Annotated in this window: 18 protein-coding genes; 4 read left to right on the top strand and 14 right to left on the bottom strand. The window is 55.9% G+C overall.

From position 1 onward, the window contains the following. Nucleotides 1–163 precede the first annotated feature (163 nt). The 3 genes from yaiA to N037_RS05720 all read right to left on the bottom strand — a co-directional run bounded on the left by yaiA (nucleotide 164) and on the right by N037_RS05720 (nucleotide 1,526). Complete coding sequence (yaiA, locus tag N037_RS05730) at nucleotides 164–355, bottom strand: protein YaiA (protein WP_023334675.1); 192 nt, start codon at nucleotides 353–355, stop codon at nucleotides 164–166. 44 nt (nucleotides 356–399) lie between these two features. Beyond that, a complete protein-coding gene (aroL, locus tag N037_RS05725; protein ID WP_032639634.1) occupies nucleotides 400–924 on the bottom strand; it encodes a shikimate kinase AroL in 525 nt (174 codons plus the stop codon). Nucleotides 925–1,067: 143 nt separating this feature from the next. After that, nucleotides 1,068–1,526: a YaiI/YqxD family protein gene (locus N037_RS05720; protein ID WP_032639632.1), complete on the bottom strand. Its 459-nt coding sequence runs from the start codon at nucleotides 1,524–1,526 to the stop codon at nucleotides 1,068–1,070. A 97-nt stretch (nucleotides 1,527–1,623) separates the two neighbouring features. Between N037_RS05720 and proC the strand changes: the two genes are divergently transcribed. Next, a complete protein-coding gene (gene proC / locus N037_RS05715) occupies nucleotides 1,624–2,433 on the top strand; it encodes a pyrroline-5-carboxylate reductase (protein ID WP_024906789.1) in 810 nt (269 codons plus the stop codon). A 16-nt stretch (nucleotides 2,434–2,449) separates the two neighbouring features. Here the strand turns inward: proC and adrA are convergent, their stop codons facing one another. From adrA to N037_RS05685, 6 genes are all read right to left on the bottom strand, one after another. After that, complete coding sequence (adrA, locus tag N037_RS05710) at nucleotides 2,450–3,553, bottom strand: diguanylate cyclase AdrA (protein ID WP_032639630.1); 1,104 nt, start codon at nucleotides 3,551–3,553, stop codon at nucleotides 2,450–2,452. A 102-nt stretch (nucleotides 3,554–3,655) separates the two neighbouring features. After that, on the bottom strand, nucleotides 3,656–3,976 hold the full coding sequence (gene psiF / locus N037_RS05705) for a phosphate starvation-inducible protein PsiF (protein WP_023334671.1): 321 nt from the start codon (nucleotides 3,974–3,976) through the stop codon (nucleotides 3,656–3,658). A gap of 89 nt (nucleotides 3,977–4,065) precedes the next feature. Continuing rightward, nucleotides 4,066–5,481, bottom strand: coding sequence for an alkaline phosphatase (gene phoA, locus N037_RS05700; RefSeq protein WP_032639628.1), 1,416 nt, complete (start codon nucleotides 5,479–5,481; stop codon nucleotides 4,066–4,068). Nucleotides 5,482–5,580: 99 nt separating this feature from the next. Further along, nucleotides 5,581–5,841, bottom strand: coding sequence for an anti-adapter protein IraP (gene iraP, locus N037_RS05695; protein ID WP_023293178.1), 261 nt, complete (start codon nucleotides 5,839–5,841; stop codon nucleotides 5,581–5,583). Nucleotides 5,842–6,050: 209 nt separating this feature from the next. After that, nucleotides 6,051–7,265 (bottom strand): multidrug efflux MFS transporter, encoded by a 1,215-nt coding sequence (locus N037_RS05690; RefSeq protein WP_032639626.1) that lies wholly within the window; start codon nucleotides 7,263–7,265, stop codon nucleotides 6,051–6,053. A gap of 168 nt (nucleotides 7,266–7,433) precedes the next feature. After that, nucleotides 7,434–8,117 carry an extensin-like domain-containing protein gene (locus N037_RS05685; protein WP_032639623.1) on the bottom strand — a complete coding sequence of 228 codons (684 nt, stop codon included), beginning with the start codon at nucleotides 8,115–8,117 and terminating at the stop codon, nucleotides 7,434–7,436. Between the two features lie 103 nt (nucleotides 8,118–8,220). Between N037_RS05685 and ddlA the strand changes: the two genes are divergently transcribed. Beyond that, nucleotides 8,221–9,321: a D-alanine--D-alanine ligase gene (gene ddlA / locus N037_RS05680; protein WP_032639621.1), complete on the top strand. Its 1,101-nt coding sequence runs from the start codon at nucleotides 8,221–8,223 to the stop codon at nucleotides 9,319–9,321. On the opposite strand, the gene N037_RS05675 is transcribed toward ddlA, so the two are convergent. Then, on the bottom strand, nucleotides 9,318–9,554 hold the full coding sequence (locus N037_RS05675) for a DUF2754 domain-containing protein (protein ID WP_023334666.1): 237 nt from the start codon (nucleotides 9,552–9,554) through the stop codon (nucleotides 9,318–9,320). The genes ddlA and N037_RS05675 overlap by 4 nt on opposite strands. Before the next feature lie 249 nt (nucleotides 9,555–9,803). On the opposite strand from N037_RS05675, the gene N037_RS05670 reads away from it, so the two are divergent. After that, the gene (locus N037_RS05670) at nucleotides 9,804–10,109 is read left to right on the top strand and encodes a DUF2755 family protein (protein ID WP_032639619.1); all 306 of its coding nucleotides are present in this window, start codon (nucleotides 9,804–9,806) and stop codon (nucleotides 10,107–10,109) included. Here the strand turns inward: N037_RS05670 and N037_RS05665 are convergent. From N037_RS05665 to N037_RS05655, 3 genes are all read right to left on the bottom strand, one after another. Next, a complete protein-coding gene (locus tag N037_RS05665) occupies nucleotides 10,106–11,203 on the bottom strand; it encodes a DUF1615 domain-containing protein (protein WP_032639618.1) in 1,098 nt (365 codons plus the stop codon). The two genes, N037_RS05670 and N037_RS05665, sit on opposite strands and share 4 nt — an antisense overlap. Nucleotides 11,204–11,217: 14 nt before the next feature. Beyond that, nucleotides 11,218–12,438 (bottom strand): peptide antibiotic transporter SbmA, encoded by a 1,221-nt coding sequence (gene sbmA / locus N037_RS05660; protein WP_023334663.1) that lies wholly within the window; start codon nucleotides 12,436–12,438, stop codon nucleotides 11,218–11,220. Nucleotides 12,439–12,553: 115 nt separating this feature from the next. After that, complete coding sequence (locus N037_RS05655) at nucleotides 12,554–13,087, bottom strand: isochorismatase family protein (protein ID WP_023334662.1); 534 nt, start codon at nucleotides 13,085–13,087, stop codon at nucleotides 12,554–12,556. Between the two features lie 203 nt (nucleotides 13,088–13,290). On the opposite strand from N037_RS05655, the gene ampH reads away from it, so the two are divergent. Continuing rightward, complete coding sequence (gene ampH / locus N037_RS05650) at nucleotides 13,291–14,451, top strand: D-alanyl-D-alanine-carboxypeptidase/endopeptidase AmpH (protein ID WP_023334661.1); 1,161 nt, start codon at nucleotides 13,291–13,293, stop codon at nucleotides 14,449–14,451. A gap of 2 nt (nucleotides 14,452–14,453) precedes the next feature. Here the strand turns inward: ampH and N037_RS05645 are convergent, their stop codons facing one another. Beyond that, a complete protein-coding gene (locus tag N037_RS05645) occupies nucleotides 14,454–15,077 on the bottom strand; it encodes a helix-turn-helix domain-containing protein (RefSeq protein ID WP_023334660.1) in 624 nt (207 codons plus the stop codon). Nucleotides 15,078–15,119 lie beyond the last annotated feature (42 nt).

Below are 15,119 nucleotides of genomic sequence, written 5' to 3'. Positions count from 1 at the left end.
ACAAAACAGGACCAAGCGTAGCAGGTGATCCCGACATCGAAATGTAAAGATCGCCTGCCGATACCGGAGTTACTTGTAATAACTAAATATTAACTCCTGCTTAACTTTCCCGATGAGTAAAAAGTGTGATTCAGGCACGATATTGGAGCGTTTAGGAAAACATTCAGGTTATATCGGGATCTTCGTAGCGCCGTTTCGCGTCCAGCGCTTCCTGTTCAGTCTCGTGTTCACTGATCAGCGAGTCCGGCTTGGGGTGATCGGCGCGCAGTTGATACCAGGTCACGGTATGACCTGTATGGCCTTTTTCAACGGTAACAATGCGCGCTTCACGCGGATAGGGAGGTCTGGTTGGCATAGCTCATCCTTTTTTTATGTCTGAGCTATAAGTATAGACGCCGCTTAGCTGGCACAAGCCAAACGCAGGGCGGTAATAATCTGAATCACAACGTCTTCGGGAGACGCGGACGCATCCACCACGTGGTGAGCCGCTTCGCGGTATAGCGCATCGCGTTCGGCCAGCACTTCACTCACCTCTTCGTTGAGTGGCCTGGAGGTCAGCGCAGGGCGTTGCCCCTCTTCCGGAAACGCTTCCAGACGCCCTACCAGAGCCGACACCGGCGCGCTGAGATAAATCACAATCCCCTTTTCGCGCATAAAGTGACGATTACACTCCGCCAGAACAATGCCACCCCCGGTCGCGATCACGGCCGATGGAGTAGTGACCGCTTTCAGCGCGGCGGTTTCGCGTGCGCGAAAGCTCTCCCAGCCCTCTTGCTCAACAATCTCAGCGATGGTTTTTCCGGCCTCGGTTTGCAGCCAGTGGTCGGTATCAACAAACTGGCGATGACACACGCGTGCCAGCTCCAGGCCAACGGTGGTTTTCCCACAGCCGCGAGGGCCAACTAAAAAGATGGGTTGGGTCATGCCAGGTGTTCCCCTTGATGCCGGATGGCTGAAGAGTGTAAAGAAATAATTGCAGAAGATGTTGCGATTACTTTACTGCAAAGCGGTACGGGATGACAACCCTGTGGAGGCCACACTGTACCACAAATTGACAATAATTATCATTACGCTGTGCGGCGCTTCACTTCCAGTAGCCACTTATCCAGCTCGGCAGCGAACTGCTGGCGATCGCGCTGGGACAGGCTGTCCGGTCCACCGGTCTGCACGCCGCTGGCCCGCATCGTATCCATAAAATCGCGCATGGTGAGCTTTTCCCGAATAGTCGAAGGCGAGTAACGCTCCCCGCGCGGATTGAGCGCCGCCGCCCCTTTCTCCAGCACTTCGGCGGCCAGCGGAATATCCGCCGTGATCACCAGATCCTCGGCGCTGCACAGGCGAACAATTTCGTTATCCGCCACGTCGAACCCGGCCGGCACGCGCAAAGAGCGGATGAACCGCGAAGGCGGTACGCGAATATTCTGGTTTGCCACCAGCGTCAGCGGCATCTGAACGCGCTCGGCGGCGCGAAATAAAATCTCTTTAATCACATTCGGACACGCGTCCGCATCAACCCAAATCGTCATATTGTCCCCCCATAATGACTCTGTCGACTATTGTCGCCTGCATTTCGTTGTTAAGCTATCAATCAGAGAAAACAACGCATAATGACGGAGAATCGTGATGGACAAGAAAATCGGGTTTATCGGCTGCGGTAACATGGGCAAAGCCATCCTGGGCGGTCTGATCGCCAGCGGGCAGGTGCTGCCGGGTCAGATCTGGGTCTATACCCCGTCACCTGACAAGGTCGCCGCGCTGCGCGATCAATACGGGATCAACGCTGCCGAAAGCGCGCAGGAAGTGGCCCAGGTCGCCGATATCGTCTTTGGCGCCGTCAAGCCAAACATCATGATCAAAGTGCTGAGCGATATCACCTCCAGCCTGAATAAAGAGACGCTGGTCGTGTCGATTGCCGCGGGCGTCACGCTCGATCAGCTGGCCCGCGCGCTGGGTCACGATCGTAAAATCGTCCGCGCGATGCCGAACACACCGTCGCTGGTCAACGCCGGCATGACCTCCGTCACGCCTAACGCGCTGGTAACCACGGAAGAAGTGGCCGATGTGCTGAACATTTTCCGCTGCTTCGGTGAGGCTGAAGTGATTGCCGAATCGATGATCCATCCGGTGGTCGGCGTGAGTGGCTCAGCCCCTGCCTATGTTTTCATGTTTTTAGAAGCGATGGCCGACGCCGCCGTGCTTGGCGGAATGCCGCGCGCGCAGGCGTATAAGTTCGCCGCGCAGGCCGTCATGGGCTCCGCCAAAATGGTGCTGGAAACCGGCAAACACCCGGGCGAGCTGAAAGATATGGTCTGCTCCCCGGGCGGTACCACCATCGAAGCGGTGCGGGTGCTGGAGGAGCGCGGGTTCCGCTCGGCGGTCATTGAAGCGATGGCAAAATGCATGGAAAAATCAGAGAAGCTGAGTAAATCCTGATCCTCGCCGTCGGGCGTCAGGCCGCCACTTCGGTGCGGCCGCGCCCGGCATTTTTCGCCTTGTACAGCGCCACGTCAGCCGCCTTCAGCCATTCCCGATAGTGTCCAAACTGCGGTCCCCAGGGGGCAACGCCTACGCTGATGCGCAGCGCTTCTTTTGGCGCGCACGGTAAGGTCAGCTTTTCCAGCCGCTCATGCAGTCGCGACATCACGGCGATGGCGCTTTCCGCCGCCGTCTGGGACATGATCACCGCAAACTCATCCCCGCCAAACCGGCCGATAGCATCGCCTGACCGTACCGACCGCTGGAGCTGGCGCGTAATGGCAACGATCGCCTCGTCGCCCACGTCGTGCCCCCAGGTGTCGTTGATGTTTTTAAAGTGGTCGATATCAATCAGCAGTATCGTGGCGGTGCGGTGGTCGCGCCGACAGTGCTCAAATTCATTTCGCAGCAGCATTTCCCAGTGTCGTCGGTTAAAGACCCCGGTCATGCCGTCTCGGGTGCCCATTATTTCCAGCCGCCGCTTGTGCTCCGCAAGCCTGACGGCGGTGCGGTGGCTGAGCCAGGCAAACAGCATGGGATAAAGCATGAGTACGGGCAGCGTCAGGATCCACTCTACGGGGTCGGGGTTGAAGATGGTCACCTTCCCAACGAGCGGCAGGGTCACCAGCGCGGAGAGCAGCGTCAACGCGATCCCCGGGATGAACAGACGACAGCCACCGGAGCCCATCATGTTCATCCCCACCATCATCACCAGCGCTGCGGTGGGTAATGCATTCATCCCCATCACGCCGATCCAGAGCCCGGCAATAATGGCATCGATTTTGAGATTAAAAATTTCCTGCTGATGAGGTGAAGCGGCACGGCAGGATAGCTGCCAGGCGAAATGGGGCCAGACGAACGACCACCCCACCAGTAAAAGCCACCAGCCACCGGGTAAAAAATGGGTGACCAGCATCCCCGCAACCGGGAAAAACATCGCCGCCAGCCCGACGGCGCGCGCCAGCCGAACTCGCCGGGCAAACTGAATGCCGGCGCGGTGAGGGTCATCCTGAGAAAGGGTTAAATTCCACTCTTCCCGAATGCGCTTTTTGTTGTAATACGTTTCATCATTCATCATTTTTGGGAATATTCTGAAACATTTTCCCAAATTATAGAGAGGGGGTCTGCGGGGAAAGTATGAAATTTCGGGTGAGCCGCCGAAGCCGCTCACCCGTTAGAACTACACTTTTTTCTTCAGGCAGGCGCTCATGAACTTGCTGCGGTCGTCCCCTTTCAGGGACTGTTCCGTCGCTTTCGCATTACACTCGCGCATTTTTTGCTGCTGCGGCGTCAGGCTTTTTTCAGCCGGCTTCGCGGCACCATTTTTAAGGCAGTCGCTCATGTAGGTCTTGCGGGCATCTCCCTTCAGACTCTGAGACGTCGCCTGTTGATTACAGGTGGTCATACGCTGTTGTTGCGGCGTTAGCGTTTTCTCTTCGGCGTTCGCCGATGCGACCAGGAACAGGCCGGAGAGCAGAGTAACCAGTAATGTTGTTTTCATTGCACCATCCTTTTGTGAACATTCCCTGTAAGTCTGGTTCGTGACGGGAAAAAAACCACCCGGCAGATGTGATTTCCGCCGGGATTTTATTATTTAAGACCCAGCGCCGCCTTCATGGTGTAGAACAGATCCGTTTGATCGGTCAGGCCTACCACGTTTGCCGCGTGCGGGCCGTAGGCTGCAATGCGCAGCTGGGTGCCGGTGTGCTCCATGGACTCTTCTTCAGAGTTGCCGTAGCTCATCACCATAACGGCGCCATCTTTGGTGTTCAGCGCCTGCGTCAGGCCCGGGGCTTTGGTATCTGCCGGGATGATCTGGCTGGCGTGGGCATGGTCCGCGGTGACGATCACCAGGGTGTTGCCGTCTTTTTTCGCGAACTCAAGCGCCTTCTGCACCGCTTCGTCCAGATCGACGGTTTCGCCAATCTGACCGCACGGGTTCGCCGCATGATCCTGCTTATCGATCGACGCGCCCTCTACCTGCAGGAAGAACCCTTTTTCGCTCTTGCTCAGCAGAGAGATGGCTTTATCGGTCATCGCCGCCAGCGTCGGTACGCTGTCAGTGCGTTTCGGGTTCGGGGTGCAGGTCACGGCAGGTTTATCGATATTGCCGTGATAAGAGGCTTTTGGTCCTTCCCAGCGCACGGGCATGTTGCCATCGGAGAACAGCCCCAGCAGCGGTTTGTCCTGGCTCGCCTCGGTTATCGCCGCCAGAGAACGGGCATCACTCACCAGCTGATAGCCGCGAGCCTGCGCCTGCTCGCGCAGCGTTTTGCCCTGCCACTCGCCCGCCGTCGCGGTTTCCGCGAAGGTTTTCGCGCCACCGCCCAGGGTCACGTCAGGACGCGCGTTCAGCAGCTGCTCCGTAATCGAGCCTTTGCCACCTTTTTCCAGCGCGTTCGTTGGGCATTTTTCGCTGGTCACTGACGGGCCGTAGCATTTACGCGAGGTCACGTGCGCCACCAGTGCCGCGGGCGTTGCATCCTGAAGCTCAGCGGTAGAGACGTTGCCGGTCGCCAGACCCGCCGCTTTTGCCATCTCCAGAAGGGTTTGATGATCTTTTTCGTGAATATCCACTCCCAGCGCGCCATTATAGGTTTTCACGCCGGTGGACCACGCCGTAGCAGAGGCCGCGGAGTCCGTGACGTAATCCGGTTTACCGGTTTTTTTATCCAGCGCGTAATGGGTATATTGTCCGGTCAGCGGTAATGCGTCGATGCCTTTAAAAAAGCCGCCCGCACCCTCGGCATAATTTCTCGCCGCCGTGATTTCGGAATCCCCCATTCCATCGCCAATAAGCAGAATAATATTTTTCGCCGGCTTATCATTCAGCGAAGCGCGAATAGCGGCAGTTTGATCTTCTGATAAACGGCGTGCGCCGCCAGGCTGGGTGATATCCCCTTTTGCCGCACGATTATCCAGCACGCTGGTATGAGAAGTGTCGGCATAAATGGCGGGAGTAATTAACAGGGGAAGTAATGCAATGAAAAATGCGCTCTGTTTCAATTTATTTTCTCCATGTACAAATACATAAAAATAAAAACAGAGCGACTATAGGCATCCTGCATGACAATTCTATGACACGTCGTTACGTCCTGTGACGGTTTAGCTGCGCGGATGCCTTAACAGCTTCTTTACGTATTGGTGGAGCATCTCGGCATCTTCAACCGGGACCTGCGATTCAGGTCTGACGCTCTCCAGCGCCCCTTCAACGCTCTCAATCAACGCCTGTTGATCGGTTTTCGCCATTTGTCGCAGCAGCGCGGTGACCACAATTTCCAGCGCTTCGACCTGAGCGACCAGCTCTTTTGACTCTTCTTCCTTTTGTGCCAGCTTGACCAGCAATTCAGCAATGAGATTTTTCATCGTGCCAGTTCCTTTTTCAGTTTTGTCTGACGTTATCACTCTGAATCCATAATGCAAAGAGAAGAAATTTATTATGGTATGCAAAAGTGATGCAGGAACGGAATTAAAGGACAGTCACGGTGAGCGAAACGTTTTTCTATAAAAAACGCCGCATTTCGTTATATAAAAATGCGGCTACTATAAGAATATATAATACATCAACGAAACGATTATCTCGCCGACTTAGCCTCCGCCACTTGTCTGCGGCGACGCAGCGCAATAGCCAGCTGGATAATATTGATTAAAACGACAATAGCTGTGGCCGCAAATACCCAGCGAAAACCGGCCATCGCGGAAACGGATGCGCCAATAAGCGGACCGGCAACATTCCCCAGATACATAAATGACTGGTTATAGCCAAAAATACGCCCCGTCACCTGGTCGCTGGAATATTTAACCAGCAGGGTCTGTACCGCAGGCAACATGGCGCCATCAGCAAACCCGAGCAGAAATCGCAATACGCCAAGCTGAAGCGGAGAGGTGACAAACGACATCGCGAAGAAGAGCACCACCGCAAAGATCAGCGTCGCCATCAGGATGCGCGCCGTGCCGATCCTGTCACCCAGTTTTCCCAGACGCGGCGCGGAAATCAGGGCGGATACGCCCGGCACGGCGGCAATCATGCCGCTCAGAAAAGCGATATTTGTGTTCTCCGGCTCCATCGACTTGATAAACAGCGCCAGAATCGGACCGACCGAACCGTTACAAAGCTGGATAACCATAGTGGTCACAAACAGGCTGATCATCAGCCCAGGATAAGGCAGAGAGGCGAAGACGGCCTTGCCGCTCAGGCGTTCAGATTTACTGATAACCGGGCGGCCTCCCTCTTTGATAAGAAAGAGCGTGACCAGAAAACTGACCACCAGCAGGATCGCGGTGATGATAAATACCGCGCGCAGCCCGACGTGGTCCGCCAGAAAGCCGCCCAGCAGCGGACCGCCGATGACGCCGCTTATCTGTGCCGTGGAAAGCGTACTCAGCGCCCAGCCGCTACGCTCGCGCGGCACCTGAGAGGCGACCAGCGCCATGGCATTCGGAATGTACCCGGACGTCAGCCCCATCACCGCGCGCAGGAAAAACAGCTGCCAGACGTTGGTGGCGAAGGCCTGCAGCAGAATGGCGATCGCCATCCCGAGCGAGGCGCGCAGCAGCATCAGTTTTCGGCCTTTCCGATCCGCCAGGCTGCCCCACATCGGTGACACAATGGCGGAGACCAGAAACGTGACGCTGAACGTCAGGCCGGACCACATGGAGAGCGCTTCATGCGAGGTCACCCCCAGCTGCGAAACGTACAGCGGCAGGAACGGCAGGATCTGGCTGATGGCCAGACCGGTGAAGAAGCAGCCGAACCAGACCGAGATGAGATTAACTTTCCAGGATTCCATAAAGAAATAGTCTTCATTTTTAGGCGAATTCGCCTACAGATTAGCAAGTTACGCGTTTTGACGTCGCACCAGAGATGCGGCCTGACTGACTTTGGTGTTTTATCTCCCCAGTCATCATATTTGTGAAATAAGTCACAAATCATCCATTTTCTGGCGGAATATTATGCTTCACCGACAGAGACCGAAACCGCGCATTCCCAGATGAAAGTGGTTGGCGTGCGCCGCGTTATACTCCGGCCCAAGGCCGTTTCCGTAGTAGCCGCAGCTTGCCGCCAGCATGGCCTTCAGCCAGGGCTGCGTTGTTGCCGCCTTCCAGCCGTTCAGTACCGTGACGCGTTCCCCGTTCGCCAGCCGAAAAGCGGCGATATCCAGCGCTTCCGCCGTGGCATGTTCGCTGCGTCGTGCGTCAGGGCGGTGGTAAATATTGCGGCAGGCAAAGCTGCCGAGATGGTCGATGCGGGTCAGGTCGCTGCCCGTATAGCGTTTTGTCAGCGGCCGGGCCTGCTGGCTGATAAACAGCGCAGAGCCGAGCGCCAGCGGACAGCTGGCAAGAAAGCTGCTGTTCAGGCTGACCGGGCCGAAGTCACGTACGCGCACAACGTTGTTAAGCGGACACGCGCCGCCGCTGTTCGCCACCGGCTGGGTGCGGATGAGATCTCTTTGGTTAGCCTGCGACAGCAGGCTCGCGCACGCCTCGGGGGTTAAGCGCCGAAGCTTATACTGGGTGATTCGGCCCGGCGGGTCGTCAAGGGTCAGCGGCATGAAAGGGTTGTAGTAAGACGGCAACCAGCGGTAACCCGCCGTTGCAACGGCCACAATAATCAAAACGGTCAGCAGCGTTTTTCCTTTCACTCTCCCCCCTCAGCATTCCCCAAAACATTATGGCAGAAGGCCGCGAAACCCGCCGGGCATCGTGGTATGTTATTGGCTTTTCGTCAGACTGGAAGAGAGTGAGATGGCTAAGCAGCGCGTAGGTATTGTCTTTGGGGGAAAATCAGCGGAACACGAAGTGTCATTGCAATCGGCCAAAAATATCGTTGATGCAATCGATAAAAGCCGTTTCGACGTGGTGCTGCTGGGCATTGATAAGCAGGGCCAGTGGCACGTTAACGATGCCAGCCAGTATCTGCTGAATGCTCACGATCCGGCACACATCGCCCTTAATCCTTCAGAAGTGAGCGTCGCCACCGTACCCGGAGTCGTGAAGGGGCAGCTCATCGACGCCGGCAACGCGCAGGCTCTCGCCCAGATCGACGTTGTCTTCCCCATCGTCCACGGCACTCTGGGGGAAGATGGTTCCCTGCAGGGGATGCTGCGCATGGCCAACCTGCCGTTCGTCGGCTCGGACGTACTCGGCTCTGCCGCGTGCATGGACAAAGACGTCACCAAACGCCTGCTGCGCGATGCCGGGCTGAACATTGCGCCATTCGTGACCCTCACCCGCGCCAACCGCGACACGCACACCTTCGCGCAAATTAGCGGAGAGCTGGGTCTGCCGCTGTTTGTGAAGCCTGCAAACCAGGGCTCCTCCGTGGGCGTCAGCAAGGTCACCAGCGAAGCAGAGTTCACGCAGGCCGTCCGTCTGGCGTTTGAGTTCGACCATAAAGTGGTGGTTGAACAGGGTATTAAAGGCCGTGAAATTGAGTGCGCCGTGCTGGGCAACGATTTCCCACAGGCGAGCACCTGCGGCGAAGTGGTCTTAAACAGCGACTTCTACTCGTACGACACCAAATACATTGATGACAAAGGCGCGCAGGTTGTCGTGCCTGCGGATCTCGATCCGGCGGTTAACGATAAGATCCGGGCGATCGCCATTCGCGCTTATCAGACGCTCGGCTGCTGCGGCATGGCGCGCGTGGATGTGTTCCTGACGCCGGAAAACAAAGTAGTGATCAATGAAATCAACACGCTGCCGGGGTTCACTAACATCAGCATGTATCCGAAACTGTGGCAGGCGAGCGGCCTGAGCTACCCGGAGTTGATCACCCGCCTGATCGAACTGGCGCTGGAGCGTCACGCCGCCGACAGCGCGCTTAAAAGTTCCGTAAACGGTTAATCGGCGCGCTTCGCCGACTCCGCCTCATCCGCTGTCGTCTCTTCAGGGCGACGGCGGATAATCAGCCCCGCCAGCCAGAAACTTATCACCCAGGTCACCAGCCCGACGGCATACGTTTGCCACCCTTTTGCTTCAAACCCCAACAGGCCCACGACGCCGTTAAGAATAAAGATCAGCCCGATGGCAAAGGCGTAGTAGTGCCAGTCACGGCGTAGTTTGGACGTGAGCTTCATAACAACTCCGGCAAGAAAAAAAGACATCCTCTCACAGTTTTTCGGCCAGGTCTGTGGCAGATACGGAAATTCTGAAACGCGACGCAATTTCACTTAAGTAATGAAATTGTGATGTGCTGCAGAAATCGACAATCCAGGAGGATTCCTGAGCGCAAATTACCACGATTCTGATATTGACAAATGCGATGACCTGTCAAACTCACCCCATAAGACGCGTATTAAAACAGAGTGATACCACGGGAGGTCAACATGGCTGACTTTACATTGTCGAAACCGATTTTTGGCGGCAAACCAAAAACCTCCACGGCGGGTAATATCGCTTATGCCCTGTTTGTCCTGTTCTGCTTCTGGGCCGGTTCCCAGCTGCTCAATATGCTGGTCCATGCGCCTGGCGTTTATGAACACCTGATGCAGGTGCAGGATAACGGACGCCCGCGAGTTGAGATTGGGTTTGGTGTCAGCACCCTGTTCGGCCTGATTCCCTTCCTCGCGGGATGTATGATTCTGGGCGTTGTGGCGTTAGTGCTGCGCTTTCGCTTCCGCCGTCGCCGTTAAAGCCCCATACAGCGAGCCCGACGATCGTCCACGCGTTTTGCGAACCATGCGGTAGTGAGGTTACGCGTGATCTTCGGGCTTTCCAGCTGGATCCCCGGCAGGATAGCCCTCGGTAACGCTTTCCCGCTTTTCTGCTCCGCAAGCGCAAACACCTTCCTGTACAGATCCGTTTTCTCGAATGCCAGGCTGTCGCCTTTTTCAAGCTGACGGCGAATGTCGCTGTTGCTCAAGCCAAGCGTGGTCGATAATTTCCGTACTGCCAGCTCGGTGCTTCCCGCCTCGCTGCTGCCGTAGGCGATGAGATCGCCGTCCAGCGCCAGCTTGACGCCGGTTGCGCGGCTGACCGCACTCTGGAATGCCGCATTACGGCTGGCATACCAGCCCGCGTTAAAGTCGGCAAAGCGGTACAGCGGCTCATTGTAGTTCGCCGGATAGTTCAGCAGATGATACGTGCCGAACCACAGCCCGCCGCGCAGGGAGAAGACCTCCTGGCGCACCGTACCGTCGATTTTCCACGGGTAGCCGTCGGTATGCTTCTCCGCGAACGCAATGCTCACCTGCATCGGGCCACCGGTGTGTACCGGGTTCAGTGAACCAAACAGCTTCTGCCCCATCGGGACCATACTGATGAAATCATCAAAGATGGCGCTAAGCTGTTTTTCGGTTTTGACCGCATCCAGCCGTTCGCTGTAGCTTTTGCCGTTCGGCGAGGTGATTTTAAGCGCGGTATGCACGAGGAACACCGGGATATGCATGGATTCCGCGCGGCGGTCGATCTCTTTCCAGGCAATTTTGTTCAGACCCGGCACGACCGGGTCTGACTGGTACATCGACTCCTGCTGCGCCACCGCCAGCACCGAGCAGATATTCTCCTCGGTCGGCGCGATCTTTTGGCTTTCAAAGGTTTTTGCCAGCGCATCTGCCCACGCGTTGCGATCCTTCACGCTGGCGGGCATTTTCTGCCGCACTACGCTCGCCACATCGACGGGCTTCTCCCCCTTTTTGAGCGGAGCGGCCCCTTTTTCGGCACAGCCTGCCAGCACAAGAGCGGCCAGCAAGGACAACGGTAACGCGCGCGGTACGGCAAAAGACATAGCAACTTCCTGTATCAGCTAAATGTGTTGGTGACTTCCTGCAGGTCACGATCGTCCAGCTCACGTTCAAAACTGCGCAGACGTTTATAGATGGACATCAGTTCTACCAGGGTGGTCCAGGAGCTGATCAGGTACTGGAACGACCCACGAACCTGACCGAAAACGTTGGTAATCTGCGTCATCAGACCGAGCGTAATCGTACCCGCAACAATCGACGGGAACAGCAGGAACAAACCGAAAACATTGTCCACCTGCAGATACAAAATACGGGCAATGTTGAAATACATATAGTGGAAGTAGAGTCGGAAGTAGTTACGACGCACGGCGCCAAACAGCTCGCGGACGGTCGGCGGCGAGGCGCGGTTAGCATCATCTTCACCGTAAACCAGCTCTTTACGGTAAGCGGCTTCCACGCGTTGATTTTTAAACTCCAGGCCCGGCAGTTTGATCCCCACCACCGCCAGCAGGCCCGTACCCATCAGCGACCAGACGATCGCTGCAATCACCAGACCATACGGAAGATGGCCAACAATCGGCAGATCCGGCACGTGCGCCGAGAGCGTTACCAGCACGGGCAGGAAGGCAATCAGCGTCATGATGGCGTTGATAAAGCTTACGCCCATGTCTTCAAGGGTGGAGGCAAAACGCATGGTGTCTTCCTGCACACGCTGCGCGGCGCCTTCGATATGGCGCAGGTGCTGCCAGTGCGCCATGTAATGTTCATTCATCGCGGTACGCCAGCGGAAAACGTAGTGGCTGACGAAGAAGTTGTTCATCACGCCGATGATCACCGCAATAAGGGCGATACCGAGGAAGATCCCGACTTCATGGTAGAACTGGTTGATGGTCACCTTGTGCGGCGAGCTCAGCGCGGTCTGAATCAGATCGTAGAACGGCGCATACCAGGCGTTAACCGCCACACCCACTTCCACGAGGAACCAGGTGACAAAGATAATCAGCGATGTGCCGAGGATCGACCAGTACTGCCAGCGGTGCGGAGAATAAACAAACCAGAACAGCGCAAACAGCCCCACGCATACCATGTAGTAGGCATAAAACAGCAGATAGCTCAGCGACCAGAAGCGCGCCGCGCTAATCGGCACATCACCCGTTGCCCCCGTGATGCGCGTCAGCCATGCGCCGCCGCCCGCCTGCCAGAAAATGACAGCGATGAGTGCCCAAATAAATGCCGACAGGAAAAAAGGCCCCGGCTTTGGGAAAAAAGACTTAAACATAATGCTTCCTTCTTGTTGTTATGGTTGTTGCTGTGCACAACACGTTACCACACGAAAAACCTGCCCGAGCCAGCCTCCCGGCCTGGGCAAAAAGGTCAGACCCGAGGGTTGATTATTAGTTCGCTTTCCAGTTTTCGAGAATTGTTTCGGTGCGTTTCACCGCGAGAGGATTCGCCGGCGCGATGAAGTTACGCCAGACGTCATTGTGGTGGTTAATCACGATCTGCGCCTCTGCCGCCGGGCGATTGGCGGTAGTATGGGCATCTTCCGCGACGGTGATGTGATAACCCCGGCTGACGCCGTTCTTCACCGTCGCATCGACGCAGTAATCGGTGGCGCAGCCGCAGATAACAAACTCGCGAATGCCCTGCTCACGCAGCAGCGCCTCAAGCGCGGTGTTATAGAAGGCATCGCAGGCGGTTTTGGTCACGTAAAGCGCGTCAGCAGGCTGATGGAGTTCAGGCAGTAGCGCAAACCCTTCGCTTCCCTCTTCCAGACCTCCGGCCTCGGTATGCTGAATAAAAATCACCTTGTCGGCTGCCTGCGTAAGCTGGTTGATCAGAAAGACACACTTTTCGCGCTGATGACGAGGGGTTTCAAATACCCCGTTCTGCATATCGACAACCATAACCACACGCTTCTCAGACATACCGTTCTCCGTAAGATTGAGTGACACTGGTGCCTATCATAAGCCCGATGTCACAAAATGGGAGATGGCTCGTAAGTAAATTGATCATATTTACCCATGGTTACGTTTTTCTCGCTATCGTTATGCAATCGGGGCATTGCGCGGTACCGATTAGTAGTATAAATACCCATTACTTTCCTCATTCACTTCATGGATGCTTTTCGTTGAAACGTTGTCTGCTCTCTTTTGCCGCGCTGTGTGCGGTGAGCTTTTCTACCGCCCAGGCAGCCCAACCGCTGACGGCGCCCGTTTTAGCTTCAGATATTGCCGATCGCTACGCGAATCTTATCTATTACGGCAGCGGCGCGACCGGGATGGCGATGGTCGTCATCGACGGCAACCAGCGTGTGTTCCGCAGCTTTGGCGAGACGCGCCCAGGAAATAACGTTCACCCGCAGCTGGATTCCGTTATCCGCATCGCGTCCTTAACCAAGCTGATGACCAGCGAAATGCTGGTGAAACTGCTCGACCAGGGCGTGGTAAAACTCGACGACCCGCTCAGCAAATACGCGCCTCCAGGCGCTCGGGTTCCGACCTGGCAGGGTACGCCGATTCGGCTTGTGAACCTAGCCACCCACACCAGCGCCCTGCCGCGTGAGCAGCCGGGCGGGGCGGCGCATCGTGACGTATTTGTCTGGCCAACGCGCGACCAGCGCTGGAGCTACCTGAGTACCGCCACGCTGAAGGCGGCGCCGGGTTCGCAGGCCTCTTATTCAAACCTGGCCTTTGACCTGCTGGCGGACGCCCTTTCAACGGCGGCGGGTAAACCCTATACGCAGCTATTTGAAGAGCAGATTACCCGCCCGCTGGGTATGAAAGACACCACCTTTACCCCGTCCCCGGATCAGTGCCGTCGCCTGATGGTGGCAGAGAAAGGCGCGAGCCCCTGTAATAACACGCTCGCGGCAGTGGGCAGCGGCGGGGTCTATTCCACGCCTGGCGACATGATGCGCTGGATGCAGCAGTTCCTCTCCTCGGATTTCTACGCTCGCACCAGCCAGGCCGATCGCATGCAGACTCTGATTTATCAGCGTACTCAACTGCACCGCGTCATCGGGATGGACGTGCCGGGTAAAGCCGATGCGCTCGGCCTGGGGTGGGTCTATATGGCGCCGAAAAATGGCCGTCCGGGAATTATTCAGAAAACCGGCGGCGGCGGTGGATTCATCACCTATATGGCCATGATCCCACAGTCAAACGTGGGCGCGTTTGTGGTGGTCACCCGCTCCCCACATACGCGTTTCGTTAATATGAGTGACGGAATTAATAACTTAGTGGCTGAACTGAGCGCCAACAAAGCCCAGGTGCTCACCGCGTCTAACTGATCTTAATATTCCGTGGGCAAGCGGTTAATGCTGACCAGCTTGCCCCGGCTCATATTGATGTAGTTACCTTGCCGCAGGGCAGCGAGAACCTCAGCAACCACTGAACGTGAAATACGCGTACTTTGTTGAATATGATTCATCACACCAATTTTTGAGCGCAGCGTTTCATCCCACTCTGCCATATTCAGCAGCATGGCGCGGATCTGATGGTAGGAATTATTTCCCACCAGCTGCATATCACGTTTCTCAAGAATATAGTTTATCCAGGATAACCAACCGAAGGCCTCTTTCCACAGCGCGTTCTGTTGTATAAGTTGACGAGTGGTTTCAGTGGGCAAATAAAATCCCGTGCAGGCTGTTTTGGCTACCACTCTATATTCCTGACTATGATTAATCATCACGGTGGACAGCCCTAAAATAAAAGGTGCTGTTGCGATGCCCACAAGCAGCTCATCTGAACAACGATAAATTTTGATTATACCGGTTTGTAATACGGTCGTGCGGGGTTCATGACACTCACCTGGTGTAATTAATTGTTGTGGAGCAGTTTTAAAAGGGGTACTGGCTGATTTCAAACACTGTTCGAGCCGGCTTAATTCAGAAAGCGGTTTCGCATTAACGTTCATGCAGACCTCAAGGCATCCGTATTTGTCGGTTCAATATTATTT

It is taken from the genome of Enterobacter sp. EGD-HP1, from assembly GCF_000733275.2.
Classification (GTDB): domain Bacteria; phylum Pseudomonadota; class Gammaproteobacteria; order Enterobacterales; family Enterobacteriaceae; genus Enterobacter.
This window is presented reverse-complemented; position numbering and strand designations above follow the sequence as displayed.

What these genes read in the sequence shown, in the direction of transcription:
- N037_RS05675 (WP_023334666.1), bottom strand. Translation starts at nt 9,554, where the DNA reads ATGAAGCTCACGTCCAAACTACGCCGTGACTGGCACTACTACGCCTTT.
- N037_RS05720 (WP_032639632.1), bottom strand. Translation starts at nt 1,526, where the DNA reads ATGACGATTTGGGTTGATGCGGACGCGTGTCCGAATGTGATTAAAGAG.
- ddlA (WP_032639621.1), top strand. Translation starts at nt 8,221, where the DNA reads ATGGCTAAGCAGCGCGTAGGTATTGTCTTTGGGGGAAAATCAGCGGAA.
- aroL (WP_032639634.1), bottom strand. Translation starts at nt 924, where the DNA reads ATGACCCAACCCATCTTTTTAGTTGGCCCTCGCGGCTGTGGGAAAACC.
- N037_RS05670 (WP_032639619.1), top strand. Translation starts at nt 9,804, where the DNA reads ATGGCTGACTTTACATTGTCGAAACCGATTTTTGGCGGCAAACCAAAA.
- N037_RS05655 (WP_023334662.1), bottom strand. Translation starts at nt 13,087, where the DNA reads ATGTCTGAGAAGCGTGTGGTTATGGTTGTCGATATGCAGAACGGGGTA.
- proC (WP_024906789.1), top strand. Translation starts at nt 1,624, where the DNA reads ATGGACAAGAAAATCGGGTTTATCGGCTGCGGTAACATGGGCAAAGCC.
- N037_RS05665 (WP_032639618.1), bottom strand. Translation starts at nt 11,203, where the DNA reads ATGTCTTTTGCCGTACCGCGCGCGTTACCGTTGTCCTTGCTGGCCGCT.
- iraP (WP_023293178.1), bottom strand. Translation starts at nt 5,841, where the DNA reads ATGAAAAATCTCATTGCTGAATTGCTGGTCAAGCTGGCACAAAAGGAA.
- psiF (WP_023334671.1), bottom strand. Translation starts at nt 3,976, where the DNA reads ATGAAAACAACATTACTGGTTACTCTGCTCTCCGGCCTGTTCCTGGTC.
- N037_RS05690 (WP_032639626.1), bottom strand. Translation starts at nt 7,265, where the DNA reads ATGGAATCCTGGAAAGTTAATCTCATCTCGGTCTGGTTCGGCTGCTTC.
- N037_RS05645 (WP_023334660.1), bottom strand. Translation starts at nt 15,077, where the DNA reads ATGAACGTTAATGCGAAACCGCTTTCTGAATTAAGCCGGCTCGAACAG.
- sbmA (WP_023334663.1), bottom strand. Translation starts at nt 12,438, where the DNA reads ATGTTTAAGTCTTTTTTCCCAAAGCCGGGGCCTTTTTTCCTGTCGGCA.
- adrA (WP_032639630.1), bottom strand. Translation starts at nt 3,553, where the DNA reads ATGATGAATGATGAAACGTATTACAACAAAAAGCGCATTCGGGAAGAG.
- yaiA (WP_023334675.1), bottom strand. Translation starts at nt 355, where the DNA reads ATGCCAACCAGACCTCCCTATCCGCGTGAAGCGCGCATTGTTACCGTT.